Annotated in this window: 21 protein-coding genes, 1 tRNA gene and 1 riboswitch; of the genes, 18 read left to right on the top strand and 4 right to left on the bottom strand. The window is 62.7% G+C overall.

Annotated elements, in window-relative coordinates; genetic code table 11:
• The first annotated feature begins 131 nt into the window (after positions 1-131).
• Entirely contained in the window at positions 132-1,121 is a 990-nt protein-coding gene (locus tag ABEA02_RS08880) for a LacI family DNA-binding transcriptional regulator (protein WP_345532548.1), read from the top strand.
• Positions 1,122-1,313: 192 nt separating this feature from the next.
• Here ABEA02_RS08880 and ABEA02_RS08875 read toward each other — a convergent pair whose 3' ends face one another.
• Positions 1,314-3,227, bottom strand: coding sequence for an ABC transporter substrate-binding protein (locus ABEA02_RS08875; protein WP_345532547.1), 1,914 nt, complete (start codon positions 3,225-3,227; stop codon positions 1,314-1,316).
• A gap of 303 nt (positions 3,228-3,530) precedes the next feature.
• Between ABEA02_RS08875 and ABEA02_RS08870 the strand changes: the two genes are divergently transcribed.
• From ABEA02_RS08870 to ABEA02_RS08845, 6 genes are all read left to right on the top strand, one after another.
• Positions 3,531-3,899, top strand: coding sequence for a response regulator (locus tag ABEA02_RS08870; RefSeq protein ID WP_345532546.1), 369 nt, complete (start codon positions 3,531-3,533; stop codon positions 3,897-3,899).
• A gap of 10 nt (positions 3,900-3,909) precedes the next feature.
• Positions 3,910-4,224: an STAS domain-containing protein gene (locus ABEA02_RS08865; protein ID WP_345532545.1), complete on the top strand. Its 315-nt coding sequence runs from the start codon at positions 3,910-3,912 to the stop codon at positions 4,222-4,224.
• Positions 4,221-6,434: a chemotaxis protein CheA gene (locus tag ABEA02_RS08860; RefSeq protein ID WP_345532544.1), complete on the top strand. Its 2,214-nt coding sequence runs from the start codon at positions 4,221-4,223 to the stop codon at positions 6,432-6,434. The genes ABEA02_RS08865 and ABEA02_RS08860 overlap by 4 nt, the downstream gene beginning before the upstream one ends.
• Before the next feature lie 102 nt (positions 6,435-6,536).
• Complete coding sequence (locus ABEA02_RS08855) at positions 6,537-8,894, top strand: methyl-accepting chemotaxis protein (RefSeq protein ID WP_345532543.1); 2,358 nt, start codon at positions 6,537-6,539, stop codon at positions 8,892-8,894.
• 11 nt (positions 8,895-8,905) lie between these two features.
• Positions 8,906-9,442 (top strand): chemotaxis protein CheW, encoded by a 537-nt coding sequence (locus ABEA02_RS08850; protein WP_345532542.1) that lies wholly within the window; start codon positions 8,906-8,908, stop codon positions 9,440-9,442.
• A 34-nt stretch (positions 9,443-9,476) separates the two neighbouring features.
• Positions 9,477-9,998, top strand: coding sequence for a chemotaxis protein CheD (locus tag ABEA02_RS08845; RefSeq protein WP_345532541.1), 522 nt, complete (start codon positions 9,477-9,479; stop codon positions 9,996-9,998).
• A gap of 386 nt (positions 9,999-10,384) precedes the next feature.
• Here ABEA02_RS08845 and ABEA02_RS08840 read toward each other — a convergent pair whose 3' ends face one another.
• Entirely contained in the window at positions 10,385-11,857 is a 1,473-nt protein-coding gene (locus ABEA02_RS08840) for a DegQ family serine endoprotease (RefSeq protein WP_345532540.1), read from the bottom strand.
• Positions 11,858-12,159: 302 nt separating this feature from the next.
• Here ABEA02_RS08840 and ABEA02_RS08835 point away from each other — a divergent pair, with 302 nt between their 5' ends.
• Both ABEA02_RS08835 and ABEA02_RS08830 read left to right on the top strand, forming a co-directional pair.
• Positions 12,160-13,074, top strand: coding sequence for a hydrogen peroxide-inducible genes activator (locus ABEA02_RS08835; RefSeq protein WP_345532539.1), 915 nt, complete (start codon positions 12,160-12,162; stop codon positions 13,072-13,074).
• Between the two features lie 139 nt (positions 13,075-13,213).
• Positions 13,214-13,402, top strand: coding sequence for a hypothetical protein (locus ABEA02_RS08830; protein WP_345532538.1), 189 nt, complete (start codon positions 13,214-13,216; stop codon positions 13,400-13,402).
• A gap of 84 nt (positions 13,403-13,486) precedes the next feature.
• Here the strand turns inward: ABEA02_RS08830 and ABEA02_RS08825 are convergent, their stop codons facing one another.
• Positions 13,487-14,761 carry a right-handed parallel beta-helix repeat-containing protein gene (locus tag ABEA02_RS08825; protein WP_345532537.1) on the bottom strand — a complete coding sequence of 425 codons (1,275 nt, stop codon included), beginning with the start codon at positions 14,759-14,761 and terminating at the stop codon, positions 13,487-13,489.
• A 231-nt stretch (positions 14,762-14,992) separates the two neighbouring features.
• Positions 14,993-15,066 (bottom strand) — tRNA-Gly (locus tag ABEA02_RS08820).
• Positions 15,067-15,298: 232 nt separating this feature from the next.
• Positions 15,299-15,393: riboswitch (cyclic di-GMP riboswitch) on the top strand.
• 69 nt (positions 15,394-15,462) lie between these two features.
• Between ABEA02_RS08820 and ABEA02_RS08815 the strand changes: the two genes are divergently transcribed.
• The 9 genes from ABEA02_RS08815 to ABEA02_RS08775 all read left to right on the top strand — a co-directional run bounded on the left by ABEA02_RS08815 (position 15,463) and on the right by ABEA02_RS08775 (position 23,590).
• Positions 15,463-17,853 (top strand): S8 family peptidase, encoded by a 2,391-nt coding sequence (locus ABEA02_RS08815; protein WP_345532536.1) that lies wholly within the window; start codon positions 15,463-15,465, stop codon positions 17,851-17,853.
• 47 nt (positions 17,854-17,900) lie between these two features.
• A complete protein-coding gene (thiS, locus tag ABEA02_RS08810; protein WP_345532535.1) occupies positions 17,901-18,110 on the top strand; it encodes a sulfur carrier protein ThiS in 210 nt (69 codons plus the stop codon).
• Between the two features lie 68 nt (positions 18,111-18,178).
• On the top strand, positions 18,179-18,964 hold the full coding sequence (locus ABEA02_RS08805; RefSeq protein ID WP_345533622.1) for a thiazole synthase: 786 nt from the start codon (positions 18,179-18,181) through the stop codon (positions 18,962-18,964).
• Entirely contained in the window at positions 18,964-19,260 is a 297-nt protein-coding gene (locus ABEA02_RS08800) for a YciI family protein (protein WP_345532534.1), read from the top strand. The genes ABEA02_RS08805 and ABEA02_RS08800 overlap by 1 nt, the downstream gene beginning before the upstream one ends.
• Positions 19,261-19,302: 42 nt before the next feature.
• Complete coding sequence (gene trmB / locus ABEA02_RS08795) at positions 19,303-19,995, top strand: tRNA (guanosine(46)-N7)-methyltransferase TrmB (RefSeq protein ID WP_345532533.1); 693 nt, start codon at positions 19,303-19,305, stop codon at positions 19,993-19,995.
• A 50-nt stretch (positions 19,996-20,045) separates the two neighbouring features.
• Complete coding sequence (locus tag ABEA02_RS08790) at positions 20,046-20,585, top strand: shikimate kinase (RefSeq protein WP_345532532.1); 540 nt, start codon at positions 20,046-20,048, stop codon at positions 20,583-20,585.
• On the top strand, positions 20,567-21,652 hold the full coding sequence (gene aroB / locus ABEA02_RS08785; protein WP_345532531.1) for a 3-dehydroquinate synthase: 1,086 nt from the start codon (positions 20,567-20,569) through the stop codon (positions 21,650-21,652). The genes ABEA02_RS08790 and aroB overlap by 19 nt, the downstream gene beginning before the upstream one ends.
• Positions 21,649-22,773 (top strand): deoxyguanosinetriphosphate triphosphohydrolase, encoded by a 1,125-nt coding sequence (locus ABEA02_RS08780; RefSeq protein ID WP_345532530.1) that lies wholly within the window; start codon positions 21,649-21,651, stop codon positions 22,771-22,773. Before aroB ends, ABEA02_RS08780 begins: the two co-directional genes overlap by 4 nt.
• Before the next feature lie 127 nt (positions 22,774-22,900).
• Positions 22,901-23,590: a transposase gene (locus ABEA02_RS08775; RefSeq protein ID WP_345532529.1), complete on the top strand. Its 690-nt coding sequence runs from the start codon at positions 22,901-22,903 to the stop codon at positions 23,588-23,590.

Here is a 23,590-nt window from a genome sequence, read left to right as displayed (position 1 = left end):
CGCGGCTTCGTGATGAATGAGCCGGAAAGGTTTACCTTCGTTTGACCAGTGTGTCGGCTTGCCGCTAAGGTGTGGGCCTTTGTGCGGCCTTCCTCAGGCCGCATTGCTTTCTCAATCGTCGCCAGAGTTTCATGACCAAACGCCCGCCTACGATCAAGGATGTCGCCGCAGCCGCCGGTGTTTCGATAGCGACCGTGTCCAAGTTCATCAACGGGCAGCAGCGTTTCTCGCCGGGCGTGGAAGCGCGTGTCACTGAAACCATCGCTACGCTCGGCTACCGCCTCAACCAGCAGGCGCGCAGCATGGTCACCGGCCGAACGCGCACGCTGGGCTTGGCCATCCTCGACGTACGCAATCCGCATTTCGCCAACATCGTCAAGGGAGCCAACCGCGTGGCCCTGGCGCACGATTACAACTTGCTGGTGGTCGATCTCGAAGAACAGACCTCGCACGAACGTCATCTGCTCGAAGCCTTGTCGGGTCGTGTGGATGGCTTGATCGTCAGTTCGCGCGTGCCGGACGAAGCCATCAGCTGGCTGTCCGATCTCGGCAAGCCGGTGATCTTCTTCGGCAACTTGCAGCGCGAAGGTGTGCACTGCGTGCGCACCGACGGACACCGCGCGGCCAGCATGCTGGGCCGTCACCTCGTTGGCAATGGACGCAAGAAGATCGCGTACCTCGGTTTCACCAAGGCCCGCTGGAATGCCGAACGCGAAGCCGGTCTGCGCGAAGCAGTTGCCGAGGCGGGGCTGTCGCTGATCACGCACAGCGTTGACTGGCCGACCCTGGACGGTGGCCAGCAAGCCTGCTCCAGCCTGCTCTTTGGCGCCGAGCGGCCCGACGCGGTGGTGGCTTACAACGATCTGGTGGCAATCGGCTTCATGCATGAGGCGCAAGCTCTCGGTGTGAACGTGCCGGTGGATGTGGCAGTGGCGGGGTTCGACGACATTCCGGTCGCACGCTTCATGCAGCCTGCGCTGACGACGGTGAACATGCGCAGCGAAGAGCAGGGCGAAGCGGCGATGACGCGTCTGCTGGCGATCCTGTCTGGCAAGGCCGAGGCATCGGGTGACCAGTTGTTTGAGCCACGCCTGGTGCCTCGCGCTTCAACGGCGCGATAAAGCCTTGCTGGCACCGTGATTTTGATGTCTGACGAACGCCTCCAACTCCTCCCGGCCTCCCCTGACAGGGGGGCGAAAGAGGGAATTCGACGAGCAAGGCTCGTCGCCTCTGTAGCCGGTTGGCTGTGCAAAGCCAACCGCGGGCGGGCTGGGGAGGGGCCTGAAAGCAGGTGGATCGTCGGCTGCTGAAATTCATTTTGCAAAGAACCACTGCTGCGGCAGCGCCGGACCGGGGTTTGGATAGGTCCAGCTGACCAGCATCTGCTCGTAGACGTTCTTCAGCTTGAGGCTGCGGATCGCCGTGTCGCTGGGCGAGCGGATGACGCCGATGATTTCGAACTCGTCGGCGGCAATCGCCAGCAGTTCGCGGAACATCGTCTCGGCCTCAGCGGGTGACTTGGCGCTCTGCCACCTTTCGAACAGCTCCATGCGCTTCTTCATGCTCGCGCTGGGCTCTTCACCCTGCTTGCCGTTCGACAGGAACCAGCGTGCCCAGGGCAGACTCATGCGTGATTCCTGCGGGTTCATGGCGACCACCGCACGTGGGTTCATCGTGACGTCCATACCGCCCGGTACGATGTCGACGCTGATGTCGTAGTCATTCGCTGAGGCGCGCTCGTAGAACAGGGAGCGCTCTGAGGGCTGCAGTTGCATCTCGATGCCCAGCTTGGCCCACTGCTTGCGGATCAGGTCCAGTGCGTCGATCTGTTGAGTCTGCGCGACCGAGACAATGGTGGCGAGCGACACACGGCCACCTTCTGGATAGAGCCGGAACCCCTCTGCATCACGCTTGGTCAGGCCCGGCTTGTCGAGCAGCTCGTTCGCCTGGCGTGCGTCGTGCTGCAGGTGTTGCGTGCCGAGCTTCTCGTTGTACCAGCGCGACTGCTTCAGTGGGCCGATCTGCCAGGGCATGCCCTGGCCGAGATAGACGATGTCGTTGACCTCCTTGCGGTCGATGCCGATCGACAGTGCGATGCGGAAATCCTTGGTGCGCATCAGGCGGCGCAGCTTGTCATTCTTCGTCGAATGGTTGAGCCACAGGCCCACGGAGTTGGCGCCCGTACCGGGCAGGCTCAACACCTTGTAGCCGGCCTTGGCCGCATTCTCGGTGAGCACCGGACGATTCTGGATGCCGAAGATGTGGCGGTGCTGGTAATCGAGCCTGCCGCTGACGGCGGCCAGCATGATGGTCTCGGCCTCCGAGATGATCTGCAGCTGCACGCGGTCGATGTAGGGCAATTGCTGGCCGGCGGTATCGACCTGCCAGAAATACGGATTGCGTTCGAGGATCACGCGCGTCGCGTTGCCGCGATAGGGTTCGACGACAACCCAGGGGTCCAGCGTCGGACGCTCGGGATTGCCCCAGCGTGAGGGGGTCTCGATGTCCCCACATTTGTTGCGCATCAGCGAAGCCCAGTCCCTGACGCCTTCCCTTGCGATCAGCTCACCAAGCTTCGCGTTGTAGTCGGGATGGAATTGCGCGCAATACTTTTTCTGATACAGCACGGGGTGCTGGCCCACGGGTGTAGCGAGCTGGTCGAGGAACGAGAGGTTGGGGCCTGCGAAGCGGAACGACACGGTGTAGTCGTCGATGCGCGTGACCTTCACTGGCTGGTTGCGCGTCACGTATTGCTCGGGCGGTGCGCTGAAGAAGGTTTTGTGAAAGACCAGATCGTTCATCGAGAACAGCACGTCGTCAGCCGTGAATGGGCTACCGTCTGACCAGTGCGTACCGGGACGCAGACGGAATACGTACTCCGAGCCATCGGCGCTCAGCGTCCAGCTCTCGGCGAGGTTGGGGACGATCTTGTTGAAGTCCATGGACCAGCGCACCAGGCCTTGCGCACCAACGATGCGCAGGATGCTGTTGTTGTCGGCATTGGCGCGCATGGCCGTGCGCAAGGTGCCGCCGTAGATGCCTCGTGCTTCGAGCGGGCTGACCACTTCGGGCTTTGCGGGCAGGCGCCGGGCCAGCGCAGGTAGCTTGCTGGCGCGCACGGCGGCATCGAGCGATGGCGCCTGGGTCCAGGCTTGCGCCGTGGATGAAGCGCTCGCTGTGGCGAGCGCGAGGGCCAGCAGGGCGAAGCGCTGCAGGGACGAACTCATGCTTGTCTCCTCATCGGATGGGCCTGCTCAGGCAGGCTGTTCTGGCGCCAAAGTAAAACGTTTAACTTCCGAAGTCAAGGCCGTTGGCAAGGGCATCCGGCGCCCGCTTGGCTGCGCTTGTGCGCCGCATCAAGCGTGCCAGTACGAGACTTGACTGATGCGGTTTGCATGGCACTTGACGGTGGTCAAGCGGCTCGCATTCGCCACTCAATGCGAACGGCATTCTCCCGATATGGCAAAGCAATGAGGTTCGCTGGAGCCGTCTTTCTTTATCCAGGGCTCTTGTTGATTCCGGAGGGCGTAATGGCCAAGCAGATCATGATCATCGATGACTCGGCGAGTTTGCGACAGCTTGTCCACATCACTTTGCGCAGTGCCGGATATGAGGTGCTGGAGGCTGCCGACGGTATCGAAGCAATAGCCAAACTGGCCGGCAAGAAAGTGCACCTGGTGATCTGCGACGTGAATATGCCCAACATGGATGGCATAGGTTTCCTCAACGAGGTGAAGCACTCCGCGCAGCTGCGATTCACGCCGATCATCATGCTGACTACCGAGAGTGACGAAGCACACAAGCGCGCCGCGCAGGAGGCTGGCGCCAGAGCCTGGATGGTCAAGCCATTTCAGCCCGCACAGTTGTTGTCTGCTGTCGCCAAACTCTGCTTGCCATGAGGTGTCGGCGATGACGTCAGGGACTTTCAGCCTGAGTGGCCCGCTAAGTATCTACGTGGTGGCAAGCCTGCATGCCGAGCTCACGAGGCAGCGTGACAGCACGAGGCGCCTTACTCTGGACCTTGGTGGTGTAGACGAAATCGACGGTGCGGGCTGGCAACTGCTCCTGGTGCACGCGTGCGATGCGTTGCAGGCCGGGCAGCCGCTGCAATTGACCAATGTGCCCGCATGCGTGCAGGACGTGTTTGCGACGATGGGTCTTGCGGACTGGCTCGCCACCGTCACCGTCGAGGGGCCTCAAGCGTTGAAAGGGCTTGCAACATGACCCGCCAGACCGGCGCCACTGCCGCAATGGACACGGCACTTCTGGAGGCGCGCGAAACCTTCTTCGCTGAAAGTCGCGAGTTGCTGGAGAGCATGGAAGACATCCTGCTTCGCCTCGAAGAGGATCCCGGCGACGAAGAAACACTCAACGCGCTGTTCCGCGTCGCGCATACCATCAAGGGCTCGGCGGGGCTTTTCGATCTGCATCGCATCGTTGGCTTCACGCATATTCTTGAGAGTGTGCTGGATCGTGCGCGCGCCGGGCAGCTCTTGATTGAGGGCGAGATCACAGCTTTGCTGCTGCGCTGTCGTGACCACATTGCAACCCTGATTGATGAAATCGTCATCGACGATCTGCCGCTGGAACGCCAGCAGTTCAGCTGCGCCAATGGAGATGCACTGACGGCGGGCTTGATGGCAGCGCTGGGCGCGCCGGCGGCGACAGACACGCAGGCTGCAGCGCCCCGTGGACTGACAACTGAGAAGCCAGCCGAGGGTACGCGCATGACGCGCTGGCAGATTCGGGCGGGTTTCGGGCGCGATACCTTCCGCCACGGGATGGACCCGGTCGCCGTCATGCGTTTTCTCGCAACGTTGGGTGAAGCGCACGCGATTGAAGCCGGCTTGGCTCCCTTGCCCGAGAGGGGTGAGTACGATCCTGAAGACTGCCTGACACGCTTCAGTGTGATGCTGGACAGCGATTGCTCACGTGAGGAGCTGGAGGCTGCTTTCGATTTTGTGCGCGACGATTGCGAGTTCGCCATTGAGGCCATGCCCGGGCAGCTCGACGCGGACATCCAGCGCATCCATGACTTGCCAGACGTAGCCTTGCCGCTGGGCGAGATCCTTCTGCAAAGTGGAAATGTGGTCCCGGAGGCGCTGGCAGCGGGGTTAGCATTGCAGTTTGGGCAGCCTCCGGACTCACGCCCACAGCTGGGTCAGATACTGCTGAAGAACGATGCAGTCAGCGAGCCAGTGCTGGGTGCTGCGCTAGCCCGACAGCAGCACGGCAGAGAGCCGATAGCGCATGAAAGCAGCTTCATTCGCGTGCGCGCCGACAAGCTTGACCGTCTGATCAATCTGGTTGGCGAACTGGTGGTGGGCTGTGCGGGGGTGACGCTACGCGCACAGCGCAACGGTGACGGCGACCTGTACGAATCGGCAGAAAGCCTGTCTTCACTGGTGGAACTGATACGTGACGATGCCATGCAACTGCGCATGGTGCCGATTGCCGACACCTTCCGCCGTTTCAACCGTGTGGTGCGCGATACAAGTCACGAGCTGGGCAAGCAGATCGTCTTGCAGATCGAAGGCGCCGACAACGAACTCGACAAGTCCATGGTCGAGAAGCTCACCGATCCGCTGACGCATCTGGTGCGCAATGCCATCGACCACGGCATCGAGCATCCGGACCAGCGTGCCGCGGCCGGCAAACCTGCAGAAGGTCACCTGAAGCTGAGTGCCAGACATGAGTCGGGCTGCTTCGTTATCGAGGTCAGCGACGATGGTGCTGGGCTCAATCGCGAACGCATCCTCGCCAAGGCACTGGAGCGCGGACTCGCACAGGTCGGGCGTGACTACAGCGATGCCGAGGTCTGGCAGTTCATCTTCGAACCCGGGTTCTCGACAGCCAGTGCCCTGACCAATCTGTCGGGGCGCGGTGTGGGCATGGACGTCGTTCGCCGCAGCATTCAGTCCCTGCGCGGCAGCATCGAAGTGGAAAGCCGTGCAGGAGCGGGCACACGCATCACCCTGCGCATGCCACTCACCCTGGCCATCATCGACGGCTTCATCGTGGGCGTAGGGCGCGCGCAGTACGTTGTGCCGCTCGACATGGTGGTCGAGTGTGTCGAACTGACGCTGGGCGAGCAGAGCGCCCTGCATCAGCGCCATTACATCAACCTGCGCGGTGAGGTGTTGCCCTTCGTGCGCTTGCGTGACGCTTTTGACCTGCAGCCGGCTGAGTCCGACGCACGCGAGAGCGTGGTGGTCGTTCAGTTCGGCAAGCAGCGGGTGGGCCTTGTCGTCGACGCATTGCTTGGCGAGTTCCAGACAGTCATCCGGCCCCTTTCACGCCTGTTCCAGCGACTTCGCTGTATTGCGGGTTCGACCATTCTGGGCACGGGTGAAGTCGCATTGATCCTTGACGTTGCGGCGCTTATCGAGCGCAGCAGTCGGGACGAGCAGACGCAACTGGCGACTTTGATCTGAAACGACAGAGGAACTGGACATCAACGGCAATCAGCAATCCGGGGCGCAAGCCCGCAGCAATCAGGGCCGACAGCATTGTCGGCCGGAAACAGGAGGCTTCACATGTTCAACAATTTCAAGATCGGCGTGCGGCTGGGCTTTGGCTTTGCGGCAGTCGTGCTCTTGCTCATCGTTGTTTCGTTGATCGGGTATATGCGCGTCACGCAGATCAACGCCCGGGTACTCGATCTTGCGGAGGACAAGTTTCCCAAGACCGTACTGGCCAACGAGATAATCAACGAGGTCGATGTCGTGGCACGCGTCACGCGCAACGCGCTCATTCTGATCGAGAGTCCCGAGCAGCGTCGCAAGGAGCTCGAGCGCATTCCCGAGTCGTCAAAGAAGATCAGCGCCAACATGGAGAAGCTGGAACAGCTCGTCACGTCAGACAAGGGCAAAGCACTCATCGCAGCGACCAAGGAAACACGGTCTGCCTTCCGGGAGAATCTCGCGCAACTCACCGAGCTGATCCAGAACGGCAAGGCTGACAAGGCCCGCGAGCTGCTGTTGGGAAACATGCGTGCGACTCAGACGGATTACCTCAAGGCAGTCTCGGATCTGATTGCGTTCCAGTCCGAGCTGGTTCGCGATACGGGTGATCAGGCGGAGAAGACGGCTGAATCGACGCATCAGATCATCGTCATCGTGACCACGCTGGCCGTTCTGCTCTCTGCGGCGCTCGCCTGGACCATCCTGCGCAGCATCACGGGACCGGTGAGCGAGCTCATGGATGCCGCAGGTCGTATGGCGCGTGGCGATCTGGAATTCGCGCTCAAACATGATTCGCGTGACGAGGTTGGCGCGCTGGTAACCAGCGTTCGGACTTTGCAGGCCAACATCGGGCAATTGATCGTCGAGATGAACCGGATGTCGCGTGAGCATGATCTGGGTGACATTGATGCGCGCATCGACGAGGAGCGTTTCGACGGCGCCTACAAGCAGATGGCTGCTGGCGTAAACAACATGGTGGTTGGCCACATCTCGGTCAACAAGAAGGCCATGGCCTGTATCAAGGCTTTCGGTGAAGGCGACATGGACGCGCCGCTGGAGCCGTTCCCGGGGAAGAAGGTCTTCATCAACGAAACCATCGAGCAGGTGCGCGCCAACATCCGCGCCTTGATTGCCGACGCCAACATGCTGGCGGAGGCCGCGGTGAAGCTGCAGCTGGATACGCGCGCCGATGCCACGCGTCACAAGGGCGACTTCCGTCGCATCGTCGAAGGGGTCAATGCTACCCTGGATGCGGTGATCAGCCCGCTCAACGCCCTGATCGCCGATGTGGGGCTGCTCGCTGATGCCGTGGTGCGTGGCGACCTGGACAAGCGCGCCGATACGAGCCAGCACCGCGGGCAGTTCCGGCAGGTGGTCGAAGGGCTTAACAATGTCATGGACGCTGTGGCGACACCGACGGGTGAGTTGCGCAGCGTGCTGGGCGCGATGGAGCAGGGTGACCTGAGCGTGTCGATGAAGAAGCCTTACCAGGGCACTTTCGACGAGTTGAAGTCGGCCGTGAACAACACCGTCTCTCGCCTGGCGCAGATCATTCGCGAGGTGCGGTCGTCGGCGGACAGTCTGGCATCGGCGTCCGAGCAGATCAGCGCTACCGCGCAATCTCTTTCGCAGGCGGCGAGCGAGCAGGCGGCAAGCGTTGAGGAGACTTCGGCATCGGTTGAGGAGATGTCGGCGTCGATCGCGCAGAACACCGAGAACGCCACAGCAACTGATGGCATTGCGACGCGCGCTGCAACCGATGCCGGCCTGGGCGGCAAGGCGGTCACCGACACAGTGACGGCGATGAAGCAGATCGCAACCAAGATCGGCATCATTGACGACATCGCCTATCAAACGAATTTGTTGGCCCTCAACGCGGCCATTGAAGCAGCGCGTGCCGGCGAGCATGGCAAGGGTTTCGCCGTGGTGGCCGCTGAGGTACGCAAGCTGGCTGAGCGCAGCCAGGTGGCCGCACGCGAAATCTGTACCGTGGCGGGTTCCAGCGTGGGTCTGGCCGAGAATGCCGGTAGCCTGCTTGGCGAGATCGTGCCGGCGATCCAGAAGACCGCCGACCTGGTGCAGGAGATCGCCGCTGCTTCGCAGGAGCAGGCGCGCGGCGCGCAGCAGATCAATGCCGCGATGAGTCAGCTCAACCAGACGACGCAGCAGAATGCCTCGTCGTCCGAAGAGCTGTCGGCCACTTCGGACGAGATGAGCACGCAGGCGCAGCAGCTGCAGTCGCTGATGAGTTTCTTCATCACCGAGGCAGATGGCAAGGCTATCGTTGCGGCCGCAGCCAGCGGCGCGGCGCCGGTAGCAGCTCCGGCACCTCGTGCGGCACGGAGTGCCCGCAGCGCACCGCGTCGCGCCGTGATTCCGCGCAGCGGTGAGCCAGCGAGCACGGACGATGCCGAGTTCGTGCGCTTCTGAGGAGGGGAGCCATGGATATCGCAGGCAGCACAGGGGTGGCGGCAGCGCCGCCTCCGCCGGCTTCGCAATACCTGATCTTCTCGCTGGGAGGCGAGAGCTTTGGCATCAACATCCTGCACATCCGCGAGATCATCGAGTTCGGTGAGCTGACCGAGGTGCCGATGATGCCGGCGTTCGTACGTGGCGTGATCAATCTGCGCGGTGCCGTGGTGCCCATCATCGATCTGTGCGCGCGCTTTGGTCAGGGGCGCACGGAGTCAAACCGCCGAAGTTGCTTCGTGATCGTAGAGCTCGAAGACGCAGAGGCGGACGATCAGGGATTGCAGGAGATTGGGGTGATGGTGGACGCCGTCAATGAGGTTGTCGACATCGCCCCGGGCGATATCGAACCGCCGCCCGGATTCGGTGCCCACATGCGGCCGGATTTCATCGGCGGCATGGCGCGCCATGCCGGGCAGTTTGTGATTTTGCTGGCGCTCGATTCCGTTCTGTCGGTCGATGACATGAGCGCGCTGATGGCAGCAGACACCACTGGTGTGCCCGCCTGAAGCGAGAATCGCGACGTAAGCACGGGGTGACATCGTGAAGCCTGCACCCCCCGATACGCTGGAGGTGTTTCTCGGTCCGGGGGAGCTGTGGTTCGGCGACGCCGCAACGCGGATCCGGACTTTGCTCGGCTCCTGCGTGGCGATCGTGCTGTGGCATCCGCAGCGGCAAGTGGGCGGCATGTGCCATTTCGTGCTGCCCGCGCGCATGCTGGGCCAGCCCGCCAGGCGGCCGGCCTACTATGGCGACGAGGCCATGGCTTGCCTGCTGGATGAGGCACGGGCATGGCAACTGCCGCCTCACGAGTGCCGTATCAAGCTGTTCGGCGCGGGCTCGATGTTTCCTGACGTGATGGCCATGCTGCAGATGCATGGCCATGCGCGGCTGGACGTGCTGGATGTAGCGAGGCGAAACGAACAGACTGCGCGACGCCTTGTACAGGCACATGGCCTGCACAAGGCGTCGGAAGACCTCGGCGGCATCGGCCATCGCAGCGTGGTGTTTGACATCTGGTCGGGCGATGTGTGGGTGCGCCACGCCGTGGCTACCCATGGCTGAACCTCTGTTCGTCGCTGCCCGGCAAGGGAGCCGGGACGATCCCGCAGGTCCTTGCACTCGGGGGGGGCTCAGCGTCGTGTGGCGGTCGAAATCAGCAGTTTTGTCAGTCGGGCGCGGGCAAAAAAACGGGCCACTCATGGTGGCCCCGAACACACGACTTGGAGGAGAGACAAGACATGCAAAGTGCTTGAAAACTGGTCCGCTGCTTCCAACGTGCAGCGTTTTCATGCACTCAACAGGTCATTGGACGAAGCCTACTACTCAAGGTTCCGCAATGCATGAAAAAAATCGTTAACTGCCCGTTGGTACATCGGAGTCCTTGCGGAAAACCCTAGGACGTATGCGTGTTTCCAGGGAGAAACACGCATACGTCATGGCCATGGTTTTTACTTCAACGGCAATGCGACGAAAGCGCGACCGTCTCCGCGTTGCACTAGCAGCAGCAGACGATCACCGCTGTCCTTGATCAGGTCTTGCAGCTCGTCGACGCTGCTAACCGGCTGGTTGTTGGCCATCAGAATGATGTCACCGGTGCGCAGACCTGCACGGGCTGCCGGACCACTCGCCGTCTCGATGAACAAGCCGCCGTCCGCTTCCAGCTTGCGCGCTTCTGCATTCTGCAGCGGACGCAACTTGAGGCCGACCTTGTCGATGCTGGCACTGCCCCTGTCGCCGCCTTTCGCACTGGCCGTGGTTCCCGGCGCTGCCATCAGGGTGGCCTTGATATCCAGCGTGGACTTCTTGCGCCATACCTTCAGGTTGACCGATTCGCCCGGGCGACGTTCTCCGATCAGGCTGCGCAAGTCGTTGTTGTCATCGACCTTCTTGCCGTCGACCTGCAGGATGACGTCACCGACCTTCAGGCCGGCCTTTTCGGCCGCCGAGTTCTTATTGACACTGGTGACGGCGGCGCCCTCAGGCTTGTCGAGCCCCAGGTTGGAGGCCAGGTCCTTGTCGACCGGCTGGAAGGTCAGGCCCAGCAGGCCGCGCTCGACCTTTCCGTGCTTTTCAAGCTGACCCTTCACCTTCATCGCTACGTCGATCGGGATAGCGAGCGAGATGCCGGCGTAGCTGGCCGCACCCGAGTTGTTGATGAGGCGCGAGTTGATGGCGATGACTTCGCCATTCAAGTTGAACAGCGGGCCTCCGGAGTTGCCGGGGTTGATGGCTACGTCGGTCTGGATGAAGGGCACGAAAGCTTCATCGGGCAGACGGCGCGCCTTGGCGCTGATGATGCCGGCGGTGACGGTGTTGTCGAGGCCGAGCGGTGAGCCGACTGCAATCACCCACTCGCCGACGCGCGACTTGTCGGGGTCACCGATCTTCACGGCCGGCAGGTTCTTGGCGTCAATCTTGATCAGGGCAACGTCGGTGCGTTCGTCCGAGCCGACGACCTTGGCCTTGAATTCGCGCTTGTCCGTCAGCCGCACGGTCACTTCGTCAGCGCCGTCGACAACGTGATGGTTGGTCAGTACGTAACCATCGCTGCTGATAATGAAGCCCGAGCCGACGCCGCGGCTGATGCGCTCACGACCGCCACCGCGCGGGCTGGGGTTTTGTGGAATGCCCTGGAATCGCCGGATGAAATCGAAGAAAGGGTCATCCATCGACATTTCGTTGGCCTTCACGGTGCTTGTGACGGCGATATTGACGACGGAGGGGCCGACCTGTTCGACGAGGCTGGCGAAGTCAGGCAGACCAACGCGTCCTGCCACGACCGGCGGGGTCACGGCGGCAGCAGACGATGAAGATGAGCTGGCTGCCTGGGAGCTGCGTACGCCGTTCTCCTGAAGGCAACCGGCAAATGCGACGGCCGCGACGGCGATGACAAGAGCGCTGCGCGAGAGATTCCACTGCATGGATCAAGTCTCCTTGACTGAGAAAGTGTGTGGGACGTAGAGCCGACAAGCTTGCGCGGGGTTCCCGCGCTGTACGAACGCTTACAAATTGGGGTCGGCACCGGCTGCTTCAAGAGGGTTGCGGGCAGAGCGCAGAGCCGCGATCTGGCAGAAGAGGGCCCGGCGCCTCCAGTAGCCGGTTTGCATGCGCAAGTCGATTTGGATCAAACATTTCCCTATGGCTGCCCCTACAATCAGATTTTGGCAGTTCGCCATTTTTGATTGGATTTTTCAATGACGTCTCTTTGCAGGGGAGGTGCCCGATGACCCTGACTGACTTGCGCTACATCGTCGCGCTGGCCCAGGAGCGCCACTTCGGGCGGGCTGCCGAAAAGTGCCATGTGAGCCAGCCGACACTGTCCGTGGCCGTCAAAAAGCTCGAAGAACAGCTGGGAGTCATGCTGTTCGAGCGCAGCGCTGCCGACGTCAAGGTTACGAGCATCGGGCGCCAGATCGTTGACCAGGCCGAACGCGTACTACGCGAGGCAAGCCAGATTCGCGACATCGCCGAAGCCGGTAAGGATCCTTTGTCGGGGCCGTTGCGCATTGGCGTGATCTACACCATTGGCCCCTACTTGCTGCCTTCCCTGATCCCGCTGCTGGCCGAGCGTGCGCCGCGCATGCCGCTGGTGATCCAGGAGAACTACACGGCGCGACTCACTGAAGCACTCAAGCGCGGGGATATTGACGTGGCAATCCTCGCACTGCCGTTCCAGGAGCAGGGCATCGTGACCCAACCCGTCTATGACGAACCTTTTCGCGTGCTGTTGCCGGCTTCCCATCCTTGGGCGGACGCAAAGGAAATCACTGCCGACCGCCTGCAGGAAGAGCCTCTGTTGCTGCTTGGCGCCGGCAACTGCTTCCGCGAACAGGTGCTGGAAGCCTGCCCGCGTTGTGCGCATAGCAGCAGCCTGCAGAAGACGCTGGAAGGCAGCTCGCTGGAAACCATCCGCCACATGGTGGCGACCGGTCTGGGTGTGACGGTTCTGCCCAGCAGCGCAGCCGACCCCTTGATCGGAACCCAGAAACTGGTTGCCGTGCGCAACTTCAGCAAGCCTGAACCATCGCGGCGCGTTGCCTTGGCCTGGCGGGTGACTTACCCGCGCACCAAGGTTATCGACCTGTTGCGTCAGGCGGTGCTGGACTCAGGCTTGCCGGGGGTGAGCGTCGTGCGCTGAGGGGTATCTGCATTGTGCAATGCACAAATTTAATGTCGAAATCAAACATCCGAATTTGATTTACATCAGCTTGAGCCTTACCTTGTGATTGTGCGGCGCAATATTGCGACCGCCTGTTACACAGGAAGTGAGGTTCATCATGACGTACAGTTTCGAAATTTTTGATCTCAGTCTGCACGGTCGCGCCTATTGGAGCGCCGCTGATCTGGAGCGCGTGGGCATGCTTGCCGAGCTGCGTGGCGCAGACACTGCCACGGCGCGCGAATTCGGCACGCTGACCAACCGGCGCGAAATGATCGAGAGCGTCGTCCAGATCGACGTTGCCTGAGCTTTGGCCAAAGAAAAACGCACGCCGCGATGCGGCGTGCGTTCCGGTTTCTGCCAGCCTGCCTGAGCAGGCTGCACAAGGCGCTTACTTCAGTTCGAAGGCACCCAGATCCGGCGCCGCACCCTTGTAGGCGATCCCCACATTGACGCCCTTGTCGACCAGTTTGCTGCTTGACGAGAGCCGGAACAGGCTGGTCGAAGGCAAGCTTCCATCAGCGTTGCGAGCCTTGGTGGCAAGGCTGGTGTCGAGACTGGCAAAGTCGCTGCTGCTGGTAGTGATGCTGTTCCAGGTGTTGTTGGTCGACGTGGAGTTCTTGATCACATCGGCACTGGTGCCTGACAGCGAAGCGTTGTTCTTCAGCGTGTTCTTCTCGCCCGAGGCCAGCGTGCCACCCCAGCTGAAGTTGATCTTGTTCTTGTAGCCGGTGTTGTTGTACAGCGTCACGCCACCCGTGTTGCTGTTCTGGTCGAAGCCCTTGTTGGGGTGGCCGAAAGCGACCGAGTTGGTGATGACGTTGCGCTGCACGGCGCTGTTGCCACCGAGCTTGAAGCCGTTGCCGTTGCCGGCGAAGGCGCTGTCGCTCCACAGGTTGATGCCGTTGTTGAAGGCCCAGCTGTTTTCGATCTTCACAGCTTGCGTGCTGTCGAAGGTATCGAAGCCGTCATCCGAATTGTTCCAGGCACGGCAACCGTAGAAGTAGTTGCCGGCGCCCTGAGTCTGCTTGGAGGCGAAGCCGTCAGCCATGCTGCCGTTCTTCTTCGGGTCGTAGTTGTTGTACGAGTCGGTGTTGATCACCGTTGTGTAAGAGCCGCCCTTGTTGATCTCCAGGCCGCTGTTGCGGTTGTCGTAGAAGGCGGCGTTCTCGAAGGTGTTGTTTGCGCCCGTCACATAGGTGCCCTGGTAGCCGGCACGTGTCACGGCGATGCCCTTGAAGTACCAGTAGTTGCCCGTGAGGTAAAAACCGTAGGAGTCCTGCACCCAGGTCTTGGACGGGAACTGGAAATCGATCACGGCGCGTCCGCAGTTCGCAGCAACCATGTAGATCCTGGCGCTTGACGAGCCCGACTTTGACAGCGTGATGGTGTTCTTGGCGCCAGCCGTGTACTTGATCGGATAGGTGCCCGGCTGCAGCAGGATCATCTGGCCGGCTGTCACCTTCGACAGGGCCGCGCTGAAGCTCATCGGTGCTGAAAAGCTGGTGCCTGCACCGCTGTCAGAGCCGCCGGGGGTGACGTAATAGACCTTTGATGCCGTGAGGTTGCTCGTTTCGGTGCCGCAGCCGGTAATCGTCGGTGCCGCGTGCGCGCTGGTCATCGCCAGCAGGGCAGCCAGGGCGCCCAGCAGTGCTGTGTTTCGCATGATCGTCTCCGTTCTTGGTAGTCCGGGTCGTTGTTGCCCGGTAGCTCGCATCTGCCGCGAGAAGGATTTCAGCGGCTTGGCAAGTTCGTTCACTTTACGATCAAACGTTGGCTCCCTAAAGCTGCAGGGCAGCGCGAGAGCGGTCGGAGCCGAAGCCGCACCAAAGCTTGCGCAGGCGTTGCGACAGAGAGATCGGGCTGGGTGATTTGCTGCGTTGCAGCGGGGCCTGCGTGGAGCGGGCGATGGGAATCGAACCCACGGCTCTAGCTTGGGAAGCTAGGGTATTACCATTATACGACGCCCGCTCGGGCTGACGGCCGCCATCTTACCGCACTCTGAAGGGTGCTGGATTGGCCCGACATGCAGTGGTCTGCCTGCCGCTGTTGTTAAAACAATTGTCACGCCGGGCGCGCGAGGACTGCCTGGCATTGGTCTGAAACCCGCATGCAGCAAGGCTCTGCGGCCAGTCGTGAATTTCTTCACGCGAACTCTCCCTGACTTGACCGCCCGCGCTGCATGACTAAAGTGCAGCCACAGCAATGCATTTGGCACACCCGTCGAAAGGCGGGGTCGCAAAGTTTCCGGTCTAAGGGGCAGCCTCAGGGGTGACCTATGACAGCGGGGCCGCCGGCTGGGAACCGTTCTCCCCACGCGCTCTGTTTGTCATGTTCCCCGGCCGGTATCAGGTAACAGGGGAAACCATGCAGCACATCGCACGCGACAAACGTCCGGTCTCTCAACTCACCCGCCGCCTCGCAGCGCCGTCGCTCCGGCCGCTGGTTGTGGCGCTTTGCGCGGGCTTTTGCACGGCACAGGTGCAGGCAGCTACTTACGCGCCCTGGCTGCGGCAGATCGGTGTGTCCGACGCGATACTCTCGGCCTCCAACTGGGGCACCGGGCAGCTGCTCGGTGTGGTCGATACGGGCATCGTCGCCAATCACCCGGTCTTTGCGAGCGGGCAGGTTTCAGTGTCGCTGAGCGGCTGCGCAGCGGTGTCTTTCCAGTGCAGCAAGGGCGTCTATGACGACAATGGCCACGGCACAGCGGTGGCCGAAATCGCTGCCGGCAACCGCCCGATTGCGTTCTCCACAGGCACCTATGCGGGCTATGCACTGACGGCGGGCAACGTGATCAGCGTGGCGCCGAATGCCAACATCGTCGCTGAAAAGGTGCTCAACGCAAGCGGCTCGGGCTATTCGACCGATGTGGCAAACGGGCTGCGTCGTGCCGCAGACGCCGGTGCGCGCGTCATCAATGTGTCGATCACATACGGCAACACGGCCGACATCGTCTCGGCGATCAACTACGCCGCATCAAAGGGTGCATTTGTCGTGTGGGCGGGCGGCAACAGCAGCCAGAACCTGCTGTCGGGCAGTGCCACTACGGGGCTCACGGCACAGGCCGTGTCGCGCCTGGTCTTCGTCGGCTCGGTGAATTCGGCCAATGCGCTGTCATCGTTCAGCAACAAGCCGGGGGCGGGCGGCATCGTCACCACCAGCAACACGGTGACCAGTTATGCATCGCGCTGGCTGATGGCGCCGGGCGAGGGCATCGTGGCGCCCTACGCACCAGCGGGCACCAACGCCTGGTCCTACTGGTCGGGCACATCGATGTCGGCGCCCATCGTGAGCGGCTCGATGATCCTGCTGCAATCGGCGTGGCCCATCCTGCGCACCAACGGCACCGCCGCACAGCTGCTGCTGGCCACCGCGACCGACCTTGGCGCGGCGGGTACCGATGGCAGCTATGGCATGGGGCTCGTGAATCTGGCGACAGCTTTCAAGCCCTACGGCACGCTCACGGTGATGCAGGCCAATGGCAAGTCGATCGCGGTGAGCTCGCTCAATGGCAGCATGATCACCAGCGGCGCGCTCGGCAGCCTTGCTTCGGTGCAGTCCAAACTGGCGGCATACACCGCGCTCGATGGTTATGCGCGCAACTTCAGCGTCGACCTCTCCGGTCTCATCAAGTCGCCGGCCAGATCTGCCACGACCAACCCACTGCCCACCAACGTCAACAAAGGGCCGACGGCGATGAAGCTGGGTGGTGGCGAAATGCACTATCTTGTGTCAGCCCCGGACAGCGCGGCCAATCACCTCGGCGAATTCGGCTACAACGCGCAATTGCCGCAGGCGCGCGGCGCAGGCTTCGCGTCCTTCACCGATGCGCGTGGCACCAGCATGGCCCTGGGCTATGGCTATCCTGTGCAGTTCGCCTACAACAAGGCCTTGCTGGGTGACACCGATGCCGCACGCCTCGCCGACAGCCAGGGCGCCATGAATCTCACGGCCCTGTCGCAGGGCGGCGGCTTCGCCACCTACGGCATGCGTCTGAGCCCGGAGGCGCGCGTCGCGCTGTCCTGGAGCAGCACTGCTGCGCCGGCCAGCTCGGGCGCGCAGGAGGCCTCGCCAGCGTGGGCCACGCCCTCGGCGACCTCGGCTACCACAGGCTTCAGCTACCAGCTCGGCGAGTCGGTGGTGACAGGGCTGTCACTGGGGCTGCTCAGTGAGCAGCACGGTCTGCTTGGCAGCACCTATGACGCCACCTCTTCGCTGAGCCTGGGCGATGGTCATCACAGCACCAGCCTGACCTGGTCGACCGCCTGGCGCATCTCGCCGAACAACAGCCTGCTGCTCGAAGCCGGCTTCGCACGCACGCGCGCCGGCACGGCCAGCGGCATGTTTGCCGGCACGTCAGCTATCCAGTCGCGTGCCTGGGGCATGAGTTTCGAGAGCCGTCATCTGGCGCGCAAGAACGACCGCCTCGCGCTGTCCGTCAAGCAGCCGCTGCGCGTCACCTCCGGGCAGGTGGGTGTGGTCAGCACCTCGATTGACGATGACGGCGTGGCGCACTACGGCACAGAGTGGACCAGCCTCGTGCCGGAAGGCCGACTACCTGGTGGCCTACGAACTGCCCGCCAGCCGATACGGCAAGCTGGCCTTCCAGCTCGGCTACAAGCAGGACGTGTTCAACGTCAAAGGCAGCAAGGACGCCAGCATCGGGACGCACTGGACCACCCGATTCTGAGCCGCGTCAGACACGGGCACTGCCAGCGTGCGGTGCCCGTCAGGGGCCTTGGGGCGGCATGGTAAAATTTGCGCCTCTGGTTTGAATGTCGCCGTCCGGCGCCGCGCCCCGCATGTCCCACTTCGAAGTCACCCTCAATGGCGAGCCCCGCCAGGTGCCTGCCGGTTGTACCGTGCTGGCCCTGCTTGAGTCGCTCGAACTGGTCGGCAAGCGCCTGGCGGTCGAGCGCAATGGCGACATCGTGCCGCGCGGTGCGCATGCGGCCACTGCGCTGGCAGACGGTGACCGGCTCGAAATCGTCGTCGCGGTCGGCGGTGGCTGAGTCGCCCCTCTTTCACCGCTGCTCCACGATTCCACTTTCCGCATTGGCCTCGAATGTCTGAAACGCTCATGAATGATCCGCTGCTGATTGCCGACAAGTCCTACTCCTCACGCCTGCTTGTCGGCACAGGCAAGTACAAGGACTTCGACGAAACGCGCCGCGCCATCGACGCCTCTGGCGCGCAGATCGTCACCGTTGCCGTGCGCCGCGTAAACATCGGCCAGAACGCGGGCGAGCCCAGCCTGCTCGACGCCTTGCCCATGTCGCAATTCACCTACCTGCCCAACACCGCCGGCTGCTACAGCGCCGATGAAGCCGTGCGCACATTGAGGCTCGCCCGAGAACTGCTCGACGGGCACGATCTGGTCAAGCTCGAAGTGCTGGGTGACCCGCATACGCTGTTCCCCAACATGCCCGAGACGCTCAAGGCGGCAGAGACATTGGTCCGCGACGGCTTCAAGGTCATGGTGTATTGCTCCGACGACCCCATCCAGGCCCGCATGCTCGAAGAGATCGGCTGCGTCGCCATCATGCCGCTCGCCTCGCTGATCGGTTCTGGCATGGGCATTCTCAACCCCTGGAACCTCAAGCTCATCATCGAGCAGAGCAAGGTGCCCGTGATCGTCGACGCCGGCGTCGGCACCGCGTCGGACGCCGCCATCGCGCTGGAGCTGGGCTGTGACGGCGTGCTCATGAACACGGCCATCGCGGCGGCGAAAGATCCCGTGCTGATGGCAGGCGCGATGAAGAAGGCCGTCGAGGCCGGGCGTGAGGCATTCCTGGCTGGCCGCATGCCGAAGAAGTTCTACTCGGCCTCGCCGAGCTCGCCGACTACCGGACTAATTGGCAGCTGATGCTCTACGTTGTCCGCTTTTACGACCGTGCAGATCAGCTTGCCGTGCGCGAGCAATATTTGCAGGCGCCTGTCGACTGGCTGGACGCTAACAAAGATGTCGTGCTGATCGGGGGCTCGCTGCGCGAATCGCCGGGCGCCAAGCCTGATGGCGGCATGTGGTTAGTCGAGGCGGAAAGCCGCGCTGCCGTTGAAGCTCTCATGCAGACGGACCCGTTCTGGGTGCATGGACTGCGCGAGCGCTATGAACTGCACTTCTGGCGCAAAGCGTTCCCGGATCGCAAAGCGCTGATCTGATTCCGACTGACTCACTGACGCCACGACGGCGACACGTTTCTCATGAGCACTGAAGATACCCCTCGCTTCTCAACCCAACCCATCCGCAGCTTCGTGCTGCGCCAGGGGCGGATGTCCGACGCGCAGAAGCGCTACATGGACGAGCTGCTGCCGCGCTTCGCGATTCCCTATCGCAAGGAGACGCTGGATTACGCCGCCACCTTCGGCCGCACCGCGCCTGTGGTGCTGGAGATCGGGTGCGGCATGGGTGACACGACCGCGACGATTGCGGCGGGGCGGCCCGATACCGATTTCATCGGCATCGAAGTGCATGGCCCCGGCGTGGGCAACCTGTGCAAGCTCATCGACGAGCAGCAGCTGACGAACCTGCGCGTCATGCAGCACGATGCGACCGAAGTCGTGCGCGACATGCTGGCGCCTGATTCGCTGGCGGGAATCCACGTTTACTTTCCCGACCCCTGGCCCAAGAAGCGTCACCACAAGCGCCGCATCCTGCAGCCCGCGTTCGTGGCGCAGCTGGCCAGCCGGCTTGCGCCCGGCGGCTACCTGCACTGCGCGACGGACTGGGAGGAATACGCCCAGTTCATGCTCGAAACCCTCTCCGCCGAGCCCCTGCTGCAGAACACCGCGGCCGACTACGCGCCCAAGCCGGATTACCGCCCGCTGACCAAGTTCGAGGCGCGCGGCCTGCGCCTGGGGCATGGCGTATGGGATCTGGTGTTCCGCCGCAAATGACGTCGCCGCGCAGGGCGGCGCCTGTTGTGGATGTCGGCTAAAATCCGCCCGTGACTCTCGACAGCACGTGCAACCTCTATCTGGTAGGCCTGATGGGTTCAGGCAAGACGACCATCGGCCGTGCGCTGGCGCGCCGGCTGGAGCGTCGCTTCGTCGACTCTGACCACGAGATCGAGCGCCGCACCGGCGTGCGCATTCCCGTCATTTTCGAGATGGAGGGCGAGGCCGGCTTCCGCAAGCGCGAAGCGCAGGTCATCGACGAGCTGTCGCAACAGACCGGGATTGTGGTCGCGACGGGCGGCGGGGCTATTCTCGACCCTGGCAACCGCGCCGCCATGTCCGGCTCGGGTTGGGTCATCTACCTCGACGTGCCGACGCACCTGCTGCTCGAACGCACACGCCACGACACCAATCGTCCGCTGCTGCAGGTGGCTGATCCGCGCGCCAAGCTCGACGGCCTGCGCGAGCAGCGCGATCCGCTCTACCGCGAGATTGCCAACCTCATCGTGGATGGCACCCGCAACAACTCGCAGGCTGCGCTGACGCGCATCCTCAAGGAATGGGAAAAACAGTGCGCACACTCGACGTAGCGCTGGGCGACCGCGCCTATCCGATCCACATCGGCAGCGGCCTGCTGACGCAGGCCGAGCTGATCAAGCCCTATCTCAAGCGTCCGCGCGTCGCCATCGTCACCAATGACGTGGTGGGGCCGCTCTATCTCGCGCCGCTGACCGCATCGCTGGAAGCCGCCGGCGTCAAGGTGACGCCCATCGTGCTGCCCGATGGCGAAGCGAACAAGAACTGGGAAACGCTCAACCTCATCTTCACCGGGCTGCTCGAAGCACGTGCCGAGCGCTCGATCACGATGATCGCGCTGGGCGGTGGCGTAGTCGGCGACATGACCGGTTTTGCCGCCGCCTGCTACCAGCGCGGCGTGCCCTTCATCCAGATCCCGACGACGCTGCTGTCGCAGGTCGATTCCTCGGTGGGCGGCAAGACGGCAATCAACCACCCGCTGGGCAAGAACATGATCGGCGCGTTTTACCAGCCGAAGCTGGTGCTGGCTGACGTGGGTAGTTTGAAGACCTTGCCGATTGCCGAGTTGCGCGCAGGGCTGGCAGAAGTCATCAAGCACGCGCTGATCCGTGATGCGAGCCGCGTCGAATGGCTGGAGCAGAACATGGATGGTCTGCTTGCCTGCGATCAGACTCTCATGGCTGAAGCTGTCGAGTGGAATTGCCGCATCAAGGCGACTGTGGTTGCCGCCGACGAAACCGAGCAGGGCGAACGCGCCCACCTCAACCTCGGCCACACCTTCGGCCATGCCATCGAAACCGGCATGGGCTACGGCGAGTGGCTGCACGGCGAGGCCGTGGCGGCGGGCACGGTGATGGCCGCTGAACTTTCGGCGCGCATGGGCTACCTCAGCGCCGCCGATGTGCAGCGTGTCGTGCGCCTGCTCGACAAGGCCGGCCTGCCCACCAAGGGCCCGTCGCTGGGTGGCGCAGCGCGCTACATTGAATACATGCGCCACGACAAGAAAGTGGCGGATGGCGCCTTGCGCCTGATCCTGCTGAAGAAGATCGGCGAGGCCTTCATCAGTGATGCCGCCAGCATCGCGCAGATCGAAGGTGCTATCGAGGCCTGCTGCAAATGACGACGACGCTCGCCACCTACGCCGTCAGTGATTCCAACACACGCGGCCGTACGGTAGCCGAGCCTTCGCCGCCCTCGCGCAGCCAGTTCCAGCGCGACCGCGACCGCGTCATCCACTCCACGGCTTTCCGCCGCCTCGAATACAAGACCCAGGTCTTCGTGAATCACGAAGGCGACCTGTTCCGCACGCGCCTCACGCACAGCATCGAGGTCGCACAGATCGGCCGCTCGCTGGCGCGTGCGATGGGCCTCAACGAAGATCTCGTCGAAGCGATCTCCCTGTCGCACGACCTGGGTCACACGCCTTTCGGGCACGCAGGGCAGGACGCGCTCAACGAATGCATGGCCGAGTTCGGCGGTTTCGAACACAACCTGCAATCGCTGCGCATCGTCGATCTGCTCGAAGAGCGTTACGCCGAATTCAACGGCCTCAACCTCTGCTTCGAGACGCGCGAAGGCATCCTCAAGCACTGCTCGCTGAAGAACGCCGCATTGCTGGGCGATCTGGGCCGTCGCTTCATCGACAAGACCCAGCCCTCGCTCGAAGCCCAGCTCTGCAACCTTGCGGATGCCGTGGCCTACAACAACCACGACGTCGACGACGGCCTGCGTTCCGGCCTCATCAACATCGAGCAGCTCGAAGCCGTCGAGGCCTTTGCGCGCCACAGTCATGCCGTCAAGGCGCAGTACCCGCAGTTGGATGAACGTCGCCTCACGCACGAAACCGTGCGCCGCATGATCAACGCCTTCTCGCTCGATCTCATAGCGACCACGCAAGCCAATATCCGTGATGCTGGCGTGCAGACGCTGGACGATGTGCGCGCCGCCGGCAAACCGCTGGTCGCGTTCTCGCCCGAGATGAAGACCGAGCTGCAGGCACTGCAACGCTTCCTGCGCGAGAACCTCTACTGGCACTACAAGGTGCTGCGCGAGATGGCCAAGGCCAGGCGCATCATCCAGGAGCTGTTCCGCGCCTTCATGGACGACCCGCGCCTGCTGCCGCCGCAGTACCAGCGCAAGGCGCAGGAAGAAAAGGCGAGGGCGGTTGCCGACTACATCGCCGGCATGACCGACCGCTACGCGATGAAGGAGCATCGCCGGCTGTTCTCCATCGGCGAATGAGTCAGACTCTGGTTCTGTGCGCCAACCCGCGCATGGTCATTCCCGCGCAGGCGGGAATCCAGCGACTTTTCCGCGGCGATCAAACGACACTGGATTCCCGCCTGCGCGGGAATGACGGCGTCCGGTCATGAGCCGCCTGCCGCGTCTCCACATCCCTGGCCTGCCGCAGCTGATCCTGCAGCGGGGCAACAATCGCAGCACGATCTTCGTCGACGAAGCCGACTTCCGCGCTTTCCGCGACATGCTGCGCGAGTCCGCGCGCGAGTCTGCTGTGCCCATTCACGCTTATGTACTGATGCCGGATCACCTGCATATCCTCACCACGCCGCCTGAAGCGGGCGCGGTCGGCGCAATGATGCAGCGCCTTGGGCGGCGCTACGTACGCTACTTCAACAACCGCCATGCGCGCAGCGGCACGCTGTGGGATGGGCGTTACCGGTCGACGGTGATCGAACCCGTCGCCTGGCTCTTGCCGGCTTATCGCTATATCGAACAGAACCCGGTGCGCGCGGGTATCGTCGGTGAGGCGGCGCACTACCCATGGTCCAGTTGTCGTCATCACCTCGGGCTGGCGACGGACCCACTGGTCACTGATCACGCCGGCTATTGGGCCCTGGGCAACACGCCCTTTGACCGGCAGGCCGCCTATCGCGCCCTGGTCGAGGCCACGCCCGGCAGTGACGAGCTGGCGGACCTGCGTCACGCCGCACACCGCAGCTGGATGCTGGGTGAGGCCGATCTGGCCAGTGAGGCGGGGGCAAACCGCCGTATTGCGCCATTGCCCAAGGGGCGGCCACGCAAGCAGCCGCCGGACTGA

The organism is Viridibacterium curvum, from assembly GCF_039544165.1.
Taxonomy (GTDB): Bacteria; Pseudomonadota; Gammaproteobacteria; order Burkholderiales; family Rhodocyclaceae; genus Viridibacterium; species Viridibacterium curvum.
This window is presented reverse-complemented; position numbering and strand designations above follow the sequence as displayed.